Annotated in this window: 15 protein-coding genes, 1 pseudogene and 1 other annotated feature; of the genes and pseudogenes, 4 read left to right on the top strand and 12 right to left on the bottom strand. The window is 38.2% G+C overall.

The annotated features are described in order from the left end of the window. Nucleotides 1–758: 758 nt before the first annotated feature. From croR to serS, 3 genes are all read left to right on the top strand, one after another. Nucleotides 759–1,448 carry a response regulator transcription factor CroR gene (croR, locus tag FGQ66_RS02210; protein WP_005875751.1) on the top strand — a complete coding sequence of 230 codons (690 nt, stop codon included), beginning with the start codon at nt 759–761 and terminating at the stop codon, nt 1,446–1,448. Beyond that, nucleotides 1,438–2,622 carry a sensor histidine kinase gene (locus FGQ66_RS02205; RefSeq protein WP_005875753.1) on the top strand — a complete coding sequence of 395 codons (1,185 nt, stop codon included), beginning with the start codon at nt 1,438–1,440 and terminating at the stop codon, nt 2,620–2,622. The genes croR and FGQ66_RS02205 overlap by 11 nt, the downstream gene beginning before the upstream one ends. A 57-nt stretch (nt 2,623–2,679) precedes the next feature. After that, nucleotides 2,680–2,892 (top strand) — a binding site (T-box leader). 50 nt (nt 2,893–2,942) lie between these two features. After that, nucleotides 2,943–4,214 (top strand): serine--tRNA ligase, encoded by a 1,272-nt coding sequence (serS, locus tag FGQ66_RS02200; RefSeq protein WP_138301543.1) that lies wholly within the window; start codon nt 2,943–2,945, stop codon nt 4,212–4,214. A gap of 316 nt (nt 4,215–4,530) precedes the next feature. On the opposite strand, the gene guaB is transcribed toward serS, so the two are convergent. The 12 genes and pseudogenes from guaB to FGQ66_RS02145 form a co-directional block, all read right to left on the bottom strand. Beyond that, entirely contained in the window at nt 4,531–6,015 is a 1,485-nt protein-coding gene (gene guaB, locus FGQ66_RS02195) for an IMP dehydrogenase (RefSeq protein ID WP_005875762.1), read from the bottom strand. Nucleotides 6,016–6,247: 232 nt separating this feature from the next. Continuing rightward, nucleotides 6,248–6,943 carry a DUF1129 domain-containing protein gene (locus tag FGQ66_RS02190; RefSeq protein WP_005875764.1) on the bottom strand — a complete coding sequence of 232 codons (696 nt, stop codon included), beginning with the start codon at nt 6,941–6,943 and terminating at the stop codon, nt 6,248–6,250. Nucleotides 6,944–7,028: 85 nt separating this feature from the next. Then, entirely contained in the window at nt 7,029–8,129 is a 1,101-nt protein-coding gene (gene ychF / locus FGQ66_RS02185; protein ID WP_005875768.1) for a redox-regulated ATPase YchF, read from the bottom strand. A gap of 8 nt (nt 8,130–8,137) precedes the next feature. After that, nucleotides 8,138–8,329: a DUF951 domain-containing protein gene (locus tag FGQ66_RS02180; RefSeq protein WP_104660237.1), complete on the bottom strand. Its 192-nt coding sequence runs from the start codon at nt 8,327–8,329 to the stop codon at nt 8,138–8,140. A gap of 119 nt (nt 8,330–8,448) precedes the next feature. Beyond that, nucleotides 8,449–9,336 (bottom strand): ParB/RepB/Spo0J family partition protein, encoded by an 888-nt coding sequence (locus FGQ66_RS02175; protein ID WP_005875770.1) that lies wholly within the window; start codon nt 9,334–9,336, stop codon nt 8,449–8,451. Further along, nucleotides 9,323–10,090 (bottom strand): ParA family protein, encoded by a 768-nt coding sequence (locus FGQ66_RS02170; protein ID WP_005875771.1) that lies wholly within the window; start codon nt 10,088–10,090, stop codon nt 9,323–9,325. The genes FGQ66_RS02175 and FGQ66_RS02170 overlap by 14 nt, the downstream gene beginning before the upstream one ends. 11 nt (nt 10,091–10,101) lie before the next feature. Beyond that, the gene (rsmG, locus tag FGQ66_RS02165; protein WP_005875772.1) at nt 10,102–10,815 is read right to left on the bottom strand and encodes a 16S rRNA (guanine(527)-N(7))-methyltransferase RsmG; all 714 of its coding nucleotides are present in this window, start codon (nt 10,813–10,815) and stop codon (nt 10,102–10,104) included. 462 nt (nt 10,816–11,277) lie between these two features. Beyond that, entirely contained in the window at nt 11,278–12,018 is a 741-nt protein-coding gene (locus FGQ66_RS02160; protein ID WP_138301541.1) for a hypothetical protein, read from the bottom strand. Between the two features lie 421 nt (nt 12,019–12,439). Next, nucleotides 12,440–12,568: pseudogene (locus FGQ66_RS15765) on the bottom strand (DUF3788 family protein); the annotation flags it as partial. Between the two features lie 7 nt (nt 12,569–12,575). Continuing rightward, nucleotides 12,576–14,471, bottom strand: a complete 1,896-nt coding sequence (mnmG, locus tag FGQ66_RS02155; protein ID WP_138301539.1) for a tRNA uridine-5-carboxymethylaminomethyl(34) synthesis enzyme MnmG — start codon at nt 14,469–14,471, stop codon at nt 12,576–12,578. A gap of 13 nt (nt 14,472–14,484) precedes the next feature. Beyond that, nucleotides 14,485–15,882, bottom strand: coding sequence for a tRNA uridine-5-carboxymethylaminomethyl(34) synthesis GTPase MnmE (gene mnmE, locus FGQ66_RS02150; RefSeq protein WP_005875777.1), 1,398 nt, complete (start codon nt 15,880–15,882; stop codon nt 14,485–14,487). A 280-nt stretch (nt 15,883–16,162) separates the two neighbouring features. Next, on the bottom strand, nt 16,163–17,167 hold the full coding sequence (locus FGQ66_RS02145; protein ID WP_249361091.1) for a hypothetical protein: 1,005 nt from the start codon (nt 17,165–17,167) through the stop codon (nt 16,163–16,165). 472 nt (nt 17,168–17,639) lie between these two features. Between FGQ66_RS02145 and FGQ66_RS02140 the strand changes: the two genes are divergently transcribed. Beyond that, a complete protein-coding gene (locus FGQ66_RS02140) occupies nt 17,640–17,978 on the top strand; it encodes a heavy metal-binding domain-containing protein (RefSeq protein ID WP_005875781.1) in 339 nt (112 codons plus the stop codon). Nucleotides 17,979–18,077 lie beyond the last annotated feature (99 nt).

Raw genomic sequence — 18,077 nt, 5'->3', positions numbered from 1 at the left:
GCGTTCGTCCTGAGCCAGGATCAAACTCTCATAATAAAAGTTAGAACAATCTTGCGATTGTTAAGCTCAATTTGTTTGCTAGCATATTGCTTGCTTGTTAAAAATGTTTGTTGTCTTGAATCAATCAAGACGCCCTACACATTTGGTTTGTCTTACTTTGTTCAGTTTTCAAAGGTCTACTTGAATTGCCGTAGCAACTTTTATATCATATCAGAGTGACAAGTGAATGTCAACTGTTTTTTAAAAGTTATTTTCGATTTCGTTTTTAGAAATCTTCCAGCAACTCGTATATCATAACTTATCTTTTGTTATTTGTCAAGAACTTTTTTGAAGTTTTTCTTGATTAGATCAAGCTTTTCAATAGGTTCTTTTCAAACGACTTAGTTATCTTATCATGTGGTCACCCACACGTCAAGAACTTTTTTAAGTTATTTGTGAAGTGTTTCGCGCTCTTTCGAACACATAATAATATACCAACATCAAAATAGAAAGTCAATAAGAAAATGCTGTTTTATCAACATTTATAGCATATTCGACCATTCCCCTCTAATTGCTTTTCAATGTTCGTATTTTCGTTTTTTTTAGCCTTTATTTACCTTGATTTCCATTAAATGTTCAGGTTTTGTTTTCTTTGGTACATAGTTATTTCCTGAACCTTCTAAAATTTTTGTTAACAAAGTGTTGCTTTTATCTATTTACGCTTTTTTTTGCTAATATATATAGTAAATAGCTACATTATAATCTTGGAGGAACGATCGATGAAAATATTAATTGCTGATGACGATAAAGAAATCGTTGAATTACTAAGTATCTATATTCACAACGAAGGCTATGAAGCTGTGAAAGCTTATGACGGAAAAGAAGCCTTATCAAAAATCCGTACCATTCCCGATATCGAACTGCTTATCTTGGATATCATGATGCCTGAAATGGATGGAATGCAAGTAGTAAAAGAATTGCGTAAAGAATCACAGATCCCGATCATCATGCTTACAGCTAAAACTACAGATATGGATAAAATCAAAGGTCTGGTAGCAGGTGCTGATGATTATGTAACTAAACCATTCAATCCTTTGGAAGTAATGGCTCGTGTAAAATCATTACTTCGTCGGACAAAAATGCAAGTTACCCCTGACCAACCAGATATATTAGAAGTAAATTCTTTGATCATCAATAAAGATTCACATGAAGTAAAAACGATTGATGGTACAGAGATCCAATTAACAGCATTAGAATTTGGAATCCTCTATTTATTAGCAAGTCACCCAAACCGCGTATTCAGCGCAGATGAGATTTTTGAACGTGTGTGGAAACAGGAAAGTATTGTTTCTGCTAAAACAGTCATGGTACACGTAAGTCACTTAAGAGATAAAATTGAAGAAGCAACTGGTGGAGAAAAAGTCATTCAAACCGTTTGGGGAGTGGGCTATAAAATTGATGCACGATAAAACAAGAGGTACAGAAAAGCGTCGGCGGATCAACTTGACTTCTAAAGAAATCAGCGAATTATTAGCAGAAGGAATCATCACAGTTATCTTACTTCTTCTATTAAATGTCGCAATATTGGTTGTTCTTAGTTCAGTAATCAGTAGTTCCCCTTCATTGACAAATGCCATTTGGGATTCAAAAAACATTTTTGCTGAACGTTTGAATAGCGATTTATTTTGGAATGGCCGAAACTTTATCTTTCCTCTCTTCTTTCTTTTAGATATTGGTGTCTTATATTGGCGACTGATTCGTCGGTATCGTCAAATGCAGCTGCGACACATCATCAGTGAACTGCATTATATCGCAAATGGTAACTATGACCACCGAATTCCTTTTGAACTGAGCGGTGACCTTAGTCGGGTAGTCACTAGTATCAATGGTTTAGTAGACAGTACTGTCGCAGCCATTGAGGATGAACGTAAGATCGAAAAATCAAAAGATGAATTGATCACCAACGTCAGTCACGATATACGCACTCCTCTAACATCGATTATTGGTTATCTTGGTCTGATCGAAGACGGGCAATATCAAACAGAAGAAGATATTTTAAAATATACACACACAGCTTACATCAAAGCGAAACAAATGAAATCACTGGTAGACGACCTCTTTGAGTACACAAAGGTTCGGCAACCAGCCGTCCCTATTAATTTTTCTGCTTTTGATTTGATCCAACTAATCGAGCAATTAGCAGCTGATTTTGAATTAGAGGCTTCCAAAAAACATATTCAAATCGTTGTGACAAGCCAAGTGGATTCTCTGATCATGGATGGAGATACTGAAAAATTAGTCCGCGTCTTCAATAATTTACTGACGAACGCTTTAAAGTACGGAAAAGGTGCAACAAAAATCGTGATCGAGGTTGAAAAAATCGGTTCAGAAGTAGTTGCAACTGTAAAAAACAATGGGGCGATGATTCCTCAACAAGCGATCGATAACCTTTTTGACCGCTTTTACCGTGTTGAAGAATCACGTTCGCAAGAAACTGGCGGAACAGGATTAGGTCTTGCAATCGCCCAGAGCATCGTTGCTCTACATGGTGGGTACATCTATGCCAAATCAGATGAACATTGGACCTCTTTTATCATGCACTTGCCACTAAGAAAAAATGAAAAGTTACCCATTGAAAGCTAGGAAACCATTGACGAACGCTAAAATATCCGATATTCTTATTACAATCATGGATAATCGATGAAACACAGAACCCAGTACATTTTATTTTTTTCAAGAGAGCTGATGGCTGCTGAAAATCAGTAAAAAATAATTTGGAAGTTCCAGTTCTATGACGTGTACCTTTCGAAATAAGAAAGGTCGGCAAACAGCCGTTATCTGTTAGCAAGAGCAACACTGATCATGTGTTGAACTCGGGTGGTACCGCGAATGTTAGACTGATTCGTCCCAAGAATACATTGGGATGGATCGGTCTTTTTTATTTATACTAAGGAGGAATAGGAATGTTAGATGTAAAAATGATGCGCCAAAATTTTGACTATGTACAAGAAAAACTAATGACTCGTGGCGTGAAAAAAGAAACGTTAGCTGAATTTATGGAACTTGACGAAAATCGTAGAAAATTACTTGTCAAAAGTGAAGAACTGAAGAAATACCGTAATGATGTTTCTGGTGAAATTGCACAACTAAAAAGAAACAAAGAAGATGCTACCGCTAAAATCAATGAAATGAAAGAAGTTGGGGGAAATATCAAAGCCCTTGACGAAGAAGTCGCACAAGTAGATGAAAAATTAAAAGAAATTGCAACTACTTTGCCAAACTTACCAAATGATTCTGTCCCTATCGGAAAAGATGAAGACGACAACGTCGAAGTGCGTCGTTGGAATGAACCTCGTAACTTCTCTTTTGAACCTAAACCTCATTGGGAAATCGCTGAAAATCTTAGCATCTTAGATTTTGAACGTGGAGCAAAAGTATCAGGTAGCCGTTTTGTTTATTACAAGGGATTGGGCGCTCGTTTAGAACGTGCCGTCTATAACTTTATGCTAGATCAACATATTTATGAACATGGTTATACTGAAATGATCACTCCTTACATGGTAAACAGTCGTGCAATGTTTGGTACAGGACAATTCCCTAAATTCAAAGAGGATGTTTTCCAATTAGAGGATACAGATTTGACACTGATCCCGACTGCAGAAGTTCCGTTAACAAACTATTACAATGACGAAATTTTAGACGGTCAAGACCTGCCGATCTATTTCACTGCCCTTAGTCCAGCTTTTCGTTCTGAAGCAGGAAGTGCTGGTCGAGATACTCGTGGATTGATTCGCCTACACCAATTCAATAAAGTTGAAATGGTCAAATTCTCTGATGCAGAACATTCATATGAAGAACTTGAAAAAATGACAGCTGATGCAGAAGATATTCTTAAAAAATTGCATTTACCTTATCGTGTAGTTGCTTTATCAACTGGAGATATGGGCTTCTCAGCTGCCAAAACTTATGACTTAGAAGTTTGGATCCCAGCCCAAGATACGTATCGTGAAATCAGCTCATGTTCAAACTGCGAAGATTTCCAAGCACGTCGCGCAATGATCCGTTACCGTGATGAAGATGGAAAAATCCATTACGCACACACACTAAACGGTTCTGGTTTAGCTGTTGGCCGAACAGTGGCAGCTATTCTTGAAAATTATCAAAATGAAGATGGTTCTGTCACAGTTCCTGAAGCACTTGTTCCTTACATGGGGAATTTGAAAATCATCAAATAAAATTAGCCTTTAAGACAACTATTCAAGCTTGCACGTTCGTGTGCTACGCAAAAACTGATACACACTACGTGATCTCAAAACTACAGACAAAAAACGTCCCGCAAAAATCAGACCAAAAATCTAACTTTTGCGGGGCGTTTTAAATTATTTTCGAATGACTCACTTTTTTATTCAATTTAAGCAGTCGAACTGACTCAAGATAACAGTCTCCTACAAGTAGCTTCTCTGAAAACAAAGTCGAGATTTCACAGAAATTCAAGAGCAACGTCTGGGAAATCCTTTCTTATGTCTTGTAGCCAATCTGTTCTGTTACGACTTAAGATTCAACTGAATAGTTCGGTGCTTCTTTTGTGATCTGTACGTCATGTGGATGTGATTCTTTCAATCCGCTACCACTCATTTGGATAAATTGTGCTTCATCACGTAATTGTTTCAAATTACCTGCTCCTACATAACCCATACCAGATTTTAACCCACCGATCATTTGGAAAATGATGTCTGCAACGCTTCCTTTATAAGCTACGCGCCCTTCGATTCCTTCTGGAACCAATTTATTGGCTTCGTTGACGCTTCCTTGGAAGTAACGATCTTTCGAACCTTTTTCCATTGCGCCTAATGAACCCATACCACGATAAGTCTTGAAACGACGTCCTTGGAAAATTTCAAATTCACCTGGTGACTCATCTGTACCAGCCAACATACTTCCTAACATCACCGCATGTCCGCCAGCAGCCAATGCTTTGACGATATCGCCAGAATATTTGATACCACCATCTGCAATAATTGCTTTTCCGTATTGACGAGCCACAGAAGCAGCATCATAAATCGCTGTTAATTGTGGTACACCCACACCAGCTACGACACGTGTCGTACAAATCGAACCAGGTCCGATCCCTACTTTTACAACATCCACACCAGCATCATACAATGCCTTTGTTGCTTCGGCTGTTGCCACATTCCCTGCAATTAGCGTTGCATCTTTGAAGGTTGAACGGATTTCTTGGATTTTACGAATGACACCAGCACTATGTCCATGTGCTGTATCAATAACGATTGCATCTACACCAGCTTCTAACAATGCGCCGGCACGTTCGAAAGTATCACTTGTCACACCTACAGCAGCAGCAACTAATAAACGTCCATGTTCATCTTTCGCTGCGTTAGGAAATTCAATCACTTTTTCAATATCTTTGATGGTGATCAGACCACTCAAGCGACCTTCATCGTCAACGATCGGTAATTTTTCGATTTTATGTTTTTGCAGAATTTTTTCTGCATCTTTTAGAGAAGTACCTACTGGGGCTGTTACTAAGTTTTCTTTTGTCATCACATCATTGATTGCTATATGATAGTCAGTCACAAAGCGCATATCACGGTTCGTAATAATACCAACCAATTTTCTGTTTTCTAAAGTTTCAACGATTGGCACTCCGCTAATACGGTATTTGCTCATTAGTTCTTCTGCATCTGCTACTAGATGTTGTGGCGTTAAGAAGAAAGGATCAATGATCACACCACTTTCAGAACGTTTTACTTTACGTACTTCATCGGCTTGCTGACTGATCGTCATATTTTTGTGAATAACACCTAATCCGCCTTGTCTTGCCATGGCAATTGCCATTTTACTATCAGTAACAGTATCCATACTTGCACTGATGATCGGAATATTCAACTTAATATTTTTTGTTAATTGTACGCTCATATCCACTTCGTTTGGTAACACGTGACTTTCTGCTGGTATCAATAAGACATCGTCGAAAGTAAACCCTTTTTTCGTGAACTTTGTTTCCCAGTTGGACATTTTTAGTACCACTCCTCTGTTTTAGTTTATCTACTAAAATAATCGATTTTCTTTATTAAGTCAACAGTCTATCCGTAATCCCTAACTTTTCTAAGAAGATATTCATTATAAGCGTTTACATACCGATGGTTTATTGCTTATCTCTCAGCAGTCGGCTCTAAAAAAAACAGCCAGAATTTTCTATCCTCCCAAAAGAGGATTCAAAAATTCTGACTGATGGAATATTTTTTGTTTATCTTCTAGGTGCTGATAAACTGCCAATAATACCGTATTTCTTCTTCAAGTAGTAACGTAACGCAAGAGCGACCCCACCGATGATCACGATAACTACTGGATCTAGTAGTGGGTTCAGTACTGGTGGAAGCAACGTTGTAGCGGAAAAGGCGATAACCCAGATCAGCGTTGTTCCTCCTAAAATAAGCAATGTTTTACCCATACCTGGTTTTTTACTGCGATCTGCTCCAGGATATTCATACTGATAAATGTATTTATACATCAGATAAAATACCCAACCACCGACTGCAGAACCTAAAATAAGAGTTGAAATTCCATAAGCCGGCGTTGTTCCACGTGAAAACAATCCAGTGATCGCAACCATGATACTCAACAGACCAAGTAGTAATAATGCGTTATCTAGCCACATCAAGACTGGTTTGGCATTTACTTTTACTTCAGCTGGTTTATTGATGATTGCTTCTGTTCGTTCAGAAACAGTACCGAATAGTTGTCTCGCTGTTCTTCCGCCTTTTTGCTCAGAAACTAAAGTCGGAAGGATGTCATGAAGGGCTGTGACTTTTTCCTCTTCGGATAAGTTAGCCGCTTCTAAAGATTTTTTCAAATCAAAAATATATTGTTGGTTTCTTTTCGTCAACTTTTCTTCTAAACTATTGTTTTCTTTTACGATCTCACGTAATTGTTCTGGTTCCATGATCTAATAGTCCTCCTTAGCCGTTACTCTAACGGTTGTCACAAAAGACATTCTAACATACTATACGTACAGTTTGATAGCCCTTTTATACATTAAAACGGAATAACATAACGTCGCCATCTTGGACTACATAATCTTTACCTTCTAGACGAACGCGACCTGCTTCTTTTGCGGCATGCATGTTGCCATAATGATCCAAATCTTCAAAAGAGACTGTTTCTGCACGGATGAAGCCTCGTTCAAAATCTGAATGGATGATTCCAGCTGCTTGAGGAGCTTTGATTCCTTTTTTGAACGTCCAAGCTCGTACTTCTTGTTCTCCAGCAGTAAAGTAAGTAGCTAATCCCAATAAATCATAGGCTGCACGGATCAATTGATCTAAGCCAGATTCTTCAATTCCCAATGCTTCTAAGAATTCAGCCTTATCTTCATCATCTAACTCGGCGATTTCTTCCTCTGCACGCGCGCTAACAACGATGACTTCTGCTTTTTCTTCTGCCGCAAAGTTACGTACTTCTTGAACGTAGTGATTGGATTCTGCTTCTGCTACTTCGTCTTCCGCAACATTTGCTACATATAAGATTGGTTTTGTTGTTAATAAGAACAATGATTTAACGATCTTTTGTTCTTCTTCTGTAAACTCGATCGAACGGGCGGAACGGCCGTCTTCTAAAACAGGTTTGATTTTATCTAGTACTGCTAATTCTGCTACAGCATCTTTATCCTTTGTTTTAGCAACTTTTGCCACTCGTGTATAGCGTTTGTTGATTGAGTCAAGGTCAGCTAACACAAGCTCCAAATTGATCGTATCAATATCAGCTAAAGGATCAACTCGTCCTTCCACGTGAGTGATGTTGTCGTCATCAAAACAACGGACGACATGACAGATTGCATCTACTTGGCGGATATGACTCAAAAATTGGTTACCTAAGCCCTCACCTTTACTTGCACCTTTTACGATACCAGCGATATCTGTAAATTCAAAAGTAGTTGGAACAGTTTTCTTTGGATGAACTAATTCCGTCAACCGTTGTAAGCGCCAGTCTGGTACTTCTACCATTCCTACATTTGGATCAATCGTTGCAAAAGGATAGTTTGCTGCTTCTGCTCCAGCTTTAGTAATTGCATTAAATAAAGTCGATTTTCCGACATTGGGTAAACCTACGATTCCAGCAGTTAATGCCATAAATTTATTCACTCTTTCTCTGCATTTTTTTCAAGTATTTTTTTTAGTTTTTTTTCAAATTCTCGACGAGTCATCATCACGATATGTCCACAATTCACACATTTGATTTTGATGTCAGCACCCATTCGAATGATCTCCCAACGGTTCGTCTGACACGCATGAGGTTTTTTCATTTCAACGATATCATGTAAGTCGTACATAAAAGTCCCCTCCTTTTTGAAAAAAATATCTGAACGCTTGCTTTATTAATCGAAGCGCAATGATGGATTCTCTATTATTGAAAGAATAGGACAAAGCCTAAGATTTTTGTTTCTCAGTTTTATTCGTCAAATTGAATATTAAGAATATCCAGGATTCTTGTCAAATCATTTTGTGACAGATATTCAATTTCGATTTTTCCTTTTCCATCTTTTTCTTGGATAGCGACACTTGTGCCGAACTTATCCATTAAACGATCTTCGCTTTCACGGATATAGTAAGGTTTTTCTTTTGCTAAACGTGGAATTTTTTTCTTTTCTTTTCCATCATTTTCATTTAATTGTGACACAATTTGTTCTAATTGACGAACAGTCAGATTCTCCGTTACTGCTCGATTTGCTAATTTTAGTATCAAGCTTTTATTTTTCAAGCCTAAGAGCGTACGTGCTTGTCCCATCGAAAGGCGTTGATCTTGGACCATTTCTTTGACAAGATCGGGTAACGTCAACAAACGCAAGTAATTCGCAATATAAGGCCGACTCTTGCCTAAGCGGTTTGCCACTTCTGCTTGTGTCAATTTGAGATTTTTCATCAGCATATCATACGCTTCTGCCTCTTCTAGCGGATTTAAATCTTCACGCTGCAGATTCTCTAGAACGGCAACTTGCATCATTGCTTCTTCATCAAAGTCTCTAACGATTGCTGGGATGGTTTCTTTTTTAGCTAATTTAGAAGCTCGAAAACGGCGTTCTCCGGCAATGATCTCATAGCCTTTTACTGATGATCGGCGAACAATTATGGGTTGAAAAACACCTGATTGCTCAATTGAATTCGCTAATTCTTGTAAAGAGACCTCTTCAAAAGTTTTCCGTGGTTGATACGGATTGGGACGTAATTCATTCAATGGCAACTGGATCACGGTCTCATCTGTTACATCTACAGTTTCTAAATTTTCTAAGTCTTGGAACAATGCATCGATTCCTCGACCTAATCCTTTATTTTTCTTCACGATTAACCACTTCCTTTGCCAATGCTTGGTAGACTTCAGCTCCTCTAGAACGTGGATCATAATCGATAATAGGCATTCCATGACTTGGCGCTTCTGAAAGACGGATATTTCTTGGAATAATCGTTTCATACACTTTTTCACGGAAATATTTACGAACTTCTGCCACTACTTCATTCCCTAAGTTTGTACGGGCATCGTACATCGTAAGTAGCACTCCTTCGATCTCTAACTCAGGATTGAAATGCTTTTGGACAAGACGAACAGTATTCAATAATTGGCTTAATCCCTCTAGTGCATAATACTCACATTGAACAGGGATCAAAATCGAATCACTAGCTGTAAATGAATTGATTGTCAGATGTCCTAAAGAAGGTGGACAATCGATCAAGATATAATCATATAAGTCAGTGACTTCCGCTAATGAACCTTTTAAGCGAGATTCTCTGGCCATCATTGAGGTTAACTCGATTTCAGCTCCTGCTAATTGGAGAGTTGCTGGCACAATACTTAGATTTTCGTGTTCCGTGACAAGTGTTGCGTCAGCGATAGGTAACTCGTTGACTAACACATCATAGATATCTTGTGTCACATCAGGTTTGCGGATACCTACGCCACTTGTCGCATTTCCTTGCGCGTCCATATCTACTAATAGAACTTTTTTCCCAAGACTAGCTAGACATGCGCCTAAATTTACCGTTGTCGTTGTTTTACCGACTCCGCCTTTTTGATTTGCAACAGATATTATTTGTGCCATCTCTTCTCCTCCTACTTGATTGGTTGCTTGTTAGGCAATCCAGGTTTTCTTGGATATTTTTTCGGTGTGACCTTCTTTTTCTGAATCATAAGAATGTGCCGTTTATCCGTTACGTTAGGTAATTCAACCGTGTATTCTTTGATGAATTTACCGCCTAAAAGAGCAATTGCCTGTTTTGCTTCCATTAACTCTTCTTCACTTTTAGCTGCTTTTAACGCATAAAAATAGCCTTCTTGTTTTACTAAGGGTAAACACAATTCAGCTAGGACGTTCAATCGAGCTACTGCACGCGCCGTTACGTAATCGAAAGACGCACGAAATTGCGGATTTTGTCCAAATGTTTCAGCTCGATCATGGTAAAGATTTGCGGTAATACCTAACTCTTTCGTTAATTCCGTTAAAAAAGTAATCCGTTTATTCAAAGAGTCAACAATCGTGATCTGCAATTCTGGAAATACGATTTTTAATGGAATACTTGGAAAGCCGGCGCCAGAGCCAACATCACAAAGTGTACCATCTTTTGAAAAGTCCCCATCAAACGCTAGAGTCAATGAATCATAAAAATGTTTCAAATAAACATCTTTCTTTTCTGTGATTGCTGTTAAATTCATTTTTTCGTTCCACTCAACTAATAGTTGATAATAGCGTTCAAATTGAGTCATTTGTTGATCCGTCAACTGGATACCTTTTTCTGCCAAAATCTGATGAAATTCTTCTGGTGTCATAGTTTGTCCTTTCATTGTGAAACAGTTACATTGTTTCACGAAATCTCTTCTTACTTTAACGCAAAATGTCAGGAGTTGCAATCTTTCCAATAGAAATTTAAACAGAAAAAGGGATAGGGAAGAAAGGGGCGAGAAAAGATAAGATGCGACAAAAAAGAGTGAGATGAACGAATCCTTTAAGTAATAACATTACTTAAACGTTATACATAACTGCTCTATTACATATCCTCTTATTGCTATACTACTATTTTAGTAATAAAGATTATCCTCTTTTCCCCTAAAATATTGGTGTCTACCGATATTTAATGCAACTAAACCCTTACACGTTCCATAAAACTCCCTTATTCTTATTTCAGATACAAGTCATTTAAATAGATTCTACAAATCGAAAAAATACCTTAGATAGCTTACACTAGCTGAAGGTATTTTTCCTAAAACACGGGCAATTTATTAACAGAATAACTAGTTGCCCTTATCCATGGTTTCTAATTGCTTAATAATATCATTGGAAAGTTGTTGCCATTGCTCATCTGAGACGTTCTGATCACTGGCATTTTCTAGAGTTTTTTGAGCTAAATTTGCAACTTCTGGATTATTCCATGATCTTTGGGGCAAAGAAGCCACTAAATCATTTCTTGTGGAATTTTGTAGTGAGCTTTTAAGAGATAAAATCTCAAGCTCTTTAGTAGGCTTAACGGTGCCACTATATAAAGTATTGCCGTTTGAATCTGTGATCTGGGCTGTACCATCATGGTTAGTATACAAGTCAGCATTGTAGGTACCACTACTATCGGTTACTGTTATAGGGCTTCTTGTAAAGTGTTCTGACATATGGCTCAATTCGCCTTCTCGTGATGTAATGGTTCCATTAAACCCATCAAAATAATAATTTTGGCTAAATAATTCTATGGCTTTACTAGTGCCAGTTGCTTCTTGAGAGCTACTTTCTGAATTTGTACTACTTACTGTACCTTCGACAGCAGAATTATCCATGGAGTGATTAGAAACGCTTGTAGCGGTTTTCTTCGTCTCCGTACTATTTGGGGAACTAGATCCCTCTAGTTTTTTCTGATATTGTTCGTTACTGATTGCTAGGCTCTCCCGCTGACGGTCAAGGCTGTTCCTTTCTGCAATAGTATAAATCAGCGCTCCAGCTAACGCTACGTTCGCCAACAAGCTAACTATAAGCAGTACCTTTTTCATTCTTTCTTCTCTTCTTTCATGTTAATCAATACAATAAACTAAATAACCTTCTAAAAAACTCCTTATTGCTATCTAAAATAAAAATACTTGTACATAAACTATTATAACATTTATCCCAAATACAATTCAGACATATCTGACTTAAATGAATTCCTAAAAACGAAAAAGAAACCCGGTCTTTCTTCGAAGAATTCTCAATATCAAAATTAACAGACTCCTCATAATCTAGCAGAACTCTAAACGTACTTAAACCGTCATAAAAAGAATCTTTCAAAAGGTATCAGAATCGACAAGATGAAACAGTCCAATTATTCGATTCTTATATGAATGCCTGATAGTCGGAGTCAAAAACGGAGTCAGCGTATACTAAAAGAGCATTAGACAAAAGTGAGAAATACTTTTGTCTAATGCTTTAAAAACAAATAAACGGTGGGAGCAGAAGCAACTCCTTCGGAAATAAGCCGAAATTCACAAAAATTTGAAAAGCAATTTTCGTGAATTTCTTCTTATTTCTCGGAGTTAAACACTTCTGTCCCAACCTCTTTCGTATCAACACTTTAAGCTTCGACTTTCGCAATCTTCCCTTGTTCGATGTAGACCATCAAAATACTTAAATCAGTTGGGTTTACGCCGCTGATTCGACTTGCTTGAGCAATTGTTTCAGGTTGGATTTTTTGTAATTTTTGTTTTGCTTCGGTTGCCAAGCCATTGATGGCTGCATAATCAATATTATCTGGTATCTTTTTGGCTTCCATCCGTTTTAATTTTTCTACTTTTTCAAGTGCCTTTTTGATATATCCTTCATATTTGATCTGGATTTCTGCTTGTTCGATTTCTTTGCGTGTCAACGCTTCATTCGCAGGAATAAATTGCAATAGATCTTGGTAGCTGATCTCTGGACGTCTTAAGAAGTCACTTGCTAAAACACCATCTTTTAAGGGGGCTGCATTGATTGTTGCTAAGAAAGCTTGAACTTCTTCTGTTGGTTTGATACGAACGCTCATCAAACGTTTGATTTCTTCTTCAACAGCGGCTTTCTTTTTCAAATATGCATTGTATTGGTCTTCTTTGACCAAACCTACTTGGTGGCCCATTTCAGTAAGACGTAGATCCGCGTTATCATGACGTAAGAGCAAACGGTATTCTGCGCGAGAAGTCAATAAACGGTAAGGTTCATTTGTTCCTTTTGTGACTAGATCATCGATCATCACACCGATATAACCATCGCTTCGTTTGATTACCAACGGCTCTTTTCCTTGCACCTTCAATGCGGCATTGATCCCAGCGATCAAACCTTGCCCAGCAGCTTCTTCGTAGCCGCTTGTTCCATTTGTTTGTCCAGCAGTATAAAGATTTTCAACAACTTTTGTTTCTAGTGTTGGACGCAATTGGTGTGGTTCAACGACATCATATTCGATCGCATAACCTGTTCGCATCATCTCTACTTTTTCCAAACCAGCAATCGAGTGTAAAACATCGACTTGCACATCTTCTGGTAATGAGGTGGATAATCCTTGCACATAGACTTCTTCGGTGTGCAGTCCTTCTGGTTCCAAGAATAGTTGATGACGTGGTTTGTCAGCAAAACGAACGATCTTATCTTCGATTGATGGGCAATAGCGTGCACCCACACCCTCTACGATCCCAGTAAACATCGGCGCGCGATGTAAGTTGTCACGGATGATTTGGTGGGTCGTTTCTCCAGTATAAGTTAGCCAGCAAGATTCTTGGTCTAAATTATATGCACTGTCAGGTGTACTGAAACTAAAATGATTGGGTTCTTTGTCACCTGGTTGTTCTTCTGTGACTGAATAATCGATCGTGCTTGATTTGACACGTGGCGGTGTTCCTGTTTTGAACCGCTCAATGGCAAAACCAAGCTCTTTCAAATTGTTCGCTAAGCCAACAGAAGGTTGGGAGTTATTAGGACCAGAAGAATATTTCAATTCTCCGATGATGATTTCGCCACGTAGTGCTGTTCCGGCAGTGATGACAACAGCTTTCGCACGATAACTCGCTCCAGTAGAGGTGATCACACCGCAGCAAACACCATCTTCAACGATCAATTCTTCGACAATTCCTTGACGCAAAGTCAAATTTGGTTCTTTTTCGATCGTATGTTTCATTTCTGCGGAATAGGCATGTTTGTCTGCTTGCGCACGTAATGCTCTGACAGCTGGGCCTTTCCCAGTATTCAACATACGCATTTGAATATAGGTCTTATCGATATTTTTACCCATTTCTCCGCCTAATGCGTCGATTTCTCGGACAACGACTCCTTTGGCAGGTCCGCCAACGGACGGATTACATGGCATAAAAGCAACCATATCCAAATTGATGGTTAATAGTAATGTTTTTGAGCCCATTCTTGCTGCGGCTAATGCGGCTTCAGACCCCGCATGTCCGGCACCGACGACGATCACGTCATAGGCATCTGCTTGATAATGATTCAAAAGATTTTCCTCCTTATTTTCCTAAACAAAATTGACTAAATAATTGAGTGATCAGTTCATCTTGTACACTGTCTCCAACCACTTCACCTAAGTAATCCCAACAGCGAGTCATGTCGATTTGCACTAAATCTACAGGCATACCAGCAGCAATGCCCTCGATGACTTCCTCTAATGAAATAGCTGCTTTTTCAAGCAAAGCGATGTGACGCGTATTTGACACGTATGTCGCATCACGTTCTCCTGTTTGACCACCAAAGAATAAATCTGAAATTGCTGTTTCTAAACGATCCAAACCATCATTTTTAGTCACAGAGACAGCAAAGACTGGTTCATTTTCTACCCATTGTTCAAGTTTTTCTGTTTCTAATTTTGGTGGTAGATCTGTTTTATTTAAAAGAATGATTCGCTTCAAGCCCTTTGTGGCCTCTAGCAATTGTTCATCTTCACTCGTTAAAGGTTCACTTTGATTCAAAACTAATAAAATCAAATCTGATTCAGCGAGTGCTTTGCGGCTTCGTTCTACGCCGATTCGTTCCACCACATCTTCTGTTTCACGGATTCCTGCTGTATCGATCAATTTCAATGGTACTCCGCGGACATTGACGTATTCTTCGATGACGTCTCGCGTCGTTCCTGCGATGTCAGTGACAATTGCTTTTTCTTCTCGTAATAAGTGATTCAAGAGACTTGATTTTCCTACATTGGGGCGTCCAATGATTGCTGTGCTCAGACCTTCTCGAAGAACTTTTCCTTGTTTTGAAGTAGCTAATAACGCTTGGATTCTTTCTTGGATCATCGTGGCTTTTTCTAATAATAATTTTGTTGTCAATTCTTCTACATCATCATATTCAGGATAATCAATATTGACTTCGACTTGTGCTAATGTTTCTAAAATTTCTTGTCGTAACGAACGGATCAATGCAGACAGATTCCCATCCAACTGGTTCAATGCTAAGCCCATTGCCTTGTCGGTTTTCGCACGAATCAGATCCATCACTGCTTCAGCTTGGGATAGATCTACACGTCCATTTAAGAAGGCCCGTTTTGTAAATTCACCAGGTTCTGCCAACCTTGCGCCTTCACGCAATAATAATTGTAAGATTTGGTTTACTACAACGATTCCGCCATGGCAATTGATTTCTACTACATCTTCACGAGTAAATGTTTTGGGTGCTAACATGACAGAAACCATGACTTCATCTACTAACTGTTCATTTTTAGGATCAACGATATGTCCATAATGGATCGTATGACTTGGAACTTCAAGTAAACTTTTCTTTCCACAACTGTATACTTTATCAGCTAACGCTACTGCTTGATCTCCGCTGAGGCGGACAATACTGATGGCGCCTTCTCCAGGTGGAGTCGAAATTGCAGCAATCGTATCAAATTCTAAAGTAATTTCAGCCATTTTCTCACTTCCTCTTTCATTTTACGCACAAAAAAAGCGCCCACTTCACCCTTTGTAATAAATGGTGAACTTAGCACTTTGACTGCTTGTTCTCGATTAAATTCTGGTCATAGGTTATCACATCTAATAGAAGGAATCAAGGGTTTTTAATCGGAGACTGGCTTTATCTTTACTAGGACTTTCATGTTTTTGGGTAAAATTTACCTGATTTATCTTAGCTGATTCTTTTCATTTTTTTCGCAACGTGGAAGTGGGCTATTTCTTGAGTCGTTCTCTTTTATTACCGAGATTGCTTTATCTTTAAATCTTGTGACCTTAGTGTTTTTTGTAGCCACGCATGGTGCGTCTCTTTTCCTTTTTTTAGTTTATAAGAAATTTTTTCTTGCTGAGATACATCAGTACGTTTACCTTTTTCATCTAGGTATGTCACTAGTGCCTGTTGCAGTATTTTTAATGTTTTACTAGAAGCTCCACTGTTTTTCAAATGAACTATCGCTAACTGAGTCAATTCTTTTTTGAAATCTCCATTAGATAAATTAGGAATACTTGATTTATAAAATATTTGATTTTTTATTTTGACCTGTTTCTTGACCCCTAAAATATATTTCATTGCACCATTTAAATTATTGACCATACAATTGTCTTGGACATATTGTGAGGTTGCCAGATCATTGGAATAATATTCTTTCTTTGCACAACGACTGAACAAATGAAGCGGACGATATTCTTCAAATGGTCCTTTTATTAATTCGTTTCGTTCAAACCAATTCAGATGCAGCCGTCCTATACGCAATGCCTGAGTGATTGCCTTGACTTTTTGTGGTGAATTTTTGATTTTATAGATATAAATCGGTGTAATCTGTTTCTTTTGGTCATCTATGTAAACAGCTGCCCTTAATTTTTTTTGAATGGATTGGCTATCGGGACTAATGATGCGTATCTGTGCTTTGTCATAAGTAGCAACTTCAAAATCTCCCCTGACCTTTCTGATAATCACATCCATTCCATGATACCCATCTTCTCCATTTTGCAGTTTCATACAGACATTTATCGGGAGAAGCAAAAAGCTGTCAGGATGATCTTCTTTCAACTCATTTAGATAAAAAGGTAATAATTTTGTCTCAACGGAGCTATGCAGGCTTTTTTGTAAGGATTCTTTTAACAGAGGGATGTTTCTATCTGGAAACTTATCTGAGTGTAGATCAAGCATTTGTTGATAGATTGACATCAATTCAATCACGGCATTAGGCACTTTTTTCATTTTTTCCTGGATCGGATTTCCCATTAGATTTAAATTCTGAATAATTGTGCTGCACATGTTTTTCACGTACTCTTCACTGTTTAGGTACCTTTGACGTTTTCGCGTAACTAATCGTACAAGTTTCGCCTGCTTTCTTTCTCTAAATAAATCGTAAATACTCAATGATCATCACCTCGATCCAGTAAGAGTGTGGGACAAATCTAAAAATCAGTTTTGCTACAAGACCCACGAATAAACGGTGGGAGCAGAAGCAACTCCTTCTTAAATAAACGGCGTCCAAAAGTCAGGCTTTTCGGAAATCTCAAACCTAAACGACTTTTGTCTCGACCTCTTCTCAAGTGTAGCAGTATTATTTTTAGTTTAAAATCTGTCTTTTCCCTAACTAGAAATAATCGTTGCTCTTTCTTACATACTTCTTTATCTTTCTTTAAAAAAAAGGTACACTGAAATGGTAGCGCTATCTACATACACTTTGTTTTATCGAAAGGAGAAACTTATGGGCCAGTTTAATCCTGTTTCATTTGACGGTGAAGACGACCCGCGCATCAATGATGTCGTGTTGTCCACGGGAAATATCAACCAAAAATATATTGTACGTGATATTGTTTTTGTGGTGGAATGCTTTGAAGCTGACTTGTTTGACCCAAATTTTAATACTGAGGATCTGTTTTTAACAACGAAACGAAAGTTAAAAAAGAAAGTGCTGGAATACGGGGCAAACGCAGTGATCAATTGTCATTTTGACTATCAGCAGCGCTCACGTGGCGAAAAACAGTGCTTGGAATTATTTGCCTACGGAACGGTCATCCAGTTTGTCCAAACTACGATTGGCTGATTACCTGATACAATTAGTACATCTTAATGAAAAAAAAGCACATGAAGCGAGGCTTCATGTGCTTTTTCTATCAAAGTAAGACTACTTGAACATCGTATA

Origin of the sequence: Enterococcus sp. BSD2780061688st2 D3 (assembly GCF_005844145.1) — a bacterium.
Lineage (GTDB): Bacteria > Bacillota > Bacilli > Lactobacillales > Enterococcaceae > Enterococcus_B > Enterococcus_B durans.
Note: the sequence above shows the minus strand (reverse complement) of the source record. Positions and strands in the feature narration are given on the sequence as shown.

Coding starts and splice junctions, on each gene's coding strand:
- croR (WP_005875751.1), top strand. CDS start 759: ATGAAAATATTAATTGCTGATGACGATAAAGAAATCGTTGAATTACTA.
- FGQ66_RS02205 (WP_005875753.1), top strand. CDS start 1,438: ATGCACGATAAAACAAGAGGTACAGAAAAGCGTCGGCGGATCAACTTG.
- serS (WP_138301543.1), top strand. CDS start 2,943: ATGTTAGATGTAAAAATGATGCGCCAAAATTTTGACTATGTACAAGAA.
- guaB (WP_005875762.1), bottom strand. CDS start 6,015: ATGTCCAACTGGGAAACAAAGTTCACGAAAAAAGGGTTTACTTTCGAC.
- FGQ66_RS02190 (WP_005875764.1), bottom strand. CDS start 6,943: ATGGAACCAGAACAATTACGTGAGATCGTAAAAGAAAACAATAGTTTA.
- ychF (WP_005875768.1), bottom strand. CDS start 8,129: ATGGCATTAACTGCTGGAATCGTAGGTTTACCCAATGTCGGAAAATCG.
- FGQ66_RS02180 (WP_104660237.1), bottom strand. CDS start 8,329: ATGTACGACTTACATGATATCGTTGAAATGAAAAAACCTCATGCGTGT.
- FGQ66_RS02170 (WP_005875771.1), bottom strand. CDS start 10,090: ATGGCACAAATAATATCTGTTGCAAATCAAAAAGGCGGAGTCGGTAAA.
- rsmG (WP_005875772.1), bottom strand. CDS start 10,815: ATGACACCAGAAGAATTTCATCAGATTTTGGCAGAAAAAGGTATCCAG.
- FGQ66_RS02160 (WP_138301541.1), bottom strand. CDS start 12,018: ATGAAAAAGGTACTGCTTATAGTTAGCTTGTTGGCGAACGTAGCGTTA.
- mnmE (WP_005875777.1), bottom strand. CDS start 15,882: ATGGCTGAAATTACTTTAGAATTTGATACGATTGCTGCAATTTCGACT.
- FGQ66_RS02145 (WP_249361091.1), bottom strand. CDS start 17,167: ATGGGAAATCCGATCCAGGAAAAAATGAAAAAAGTGCCTAATGCCGTG.
- FGQ66_RS02140 (WP_005875781.1), top strand. CDS start 17,640: ATGGGCCAGTTTAATCCTGTTTCATTTGACGGTGAAGACGACCCGCGC.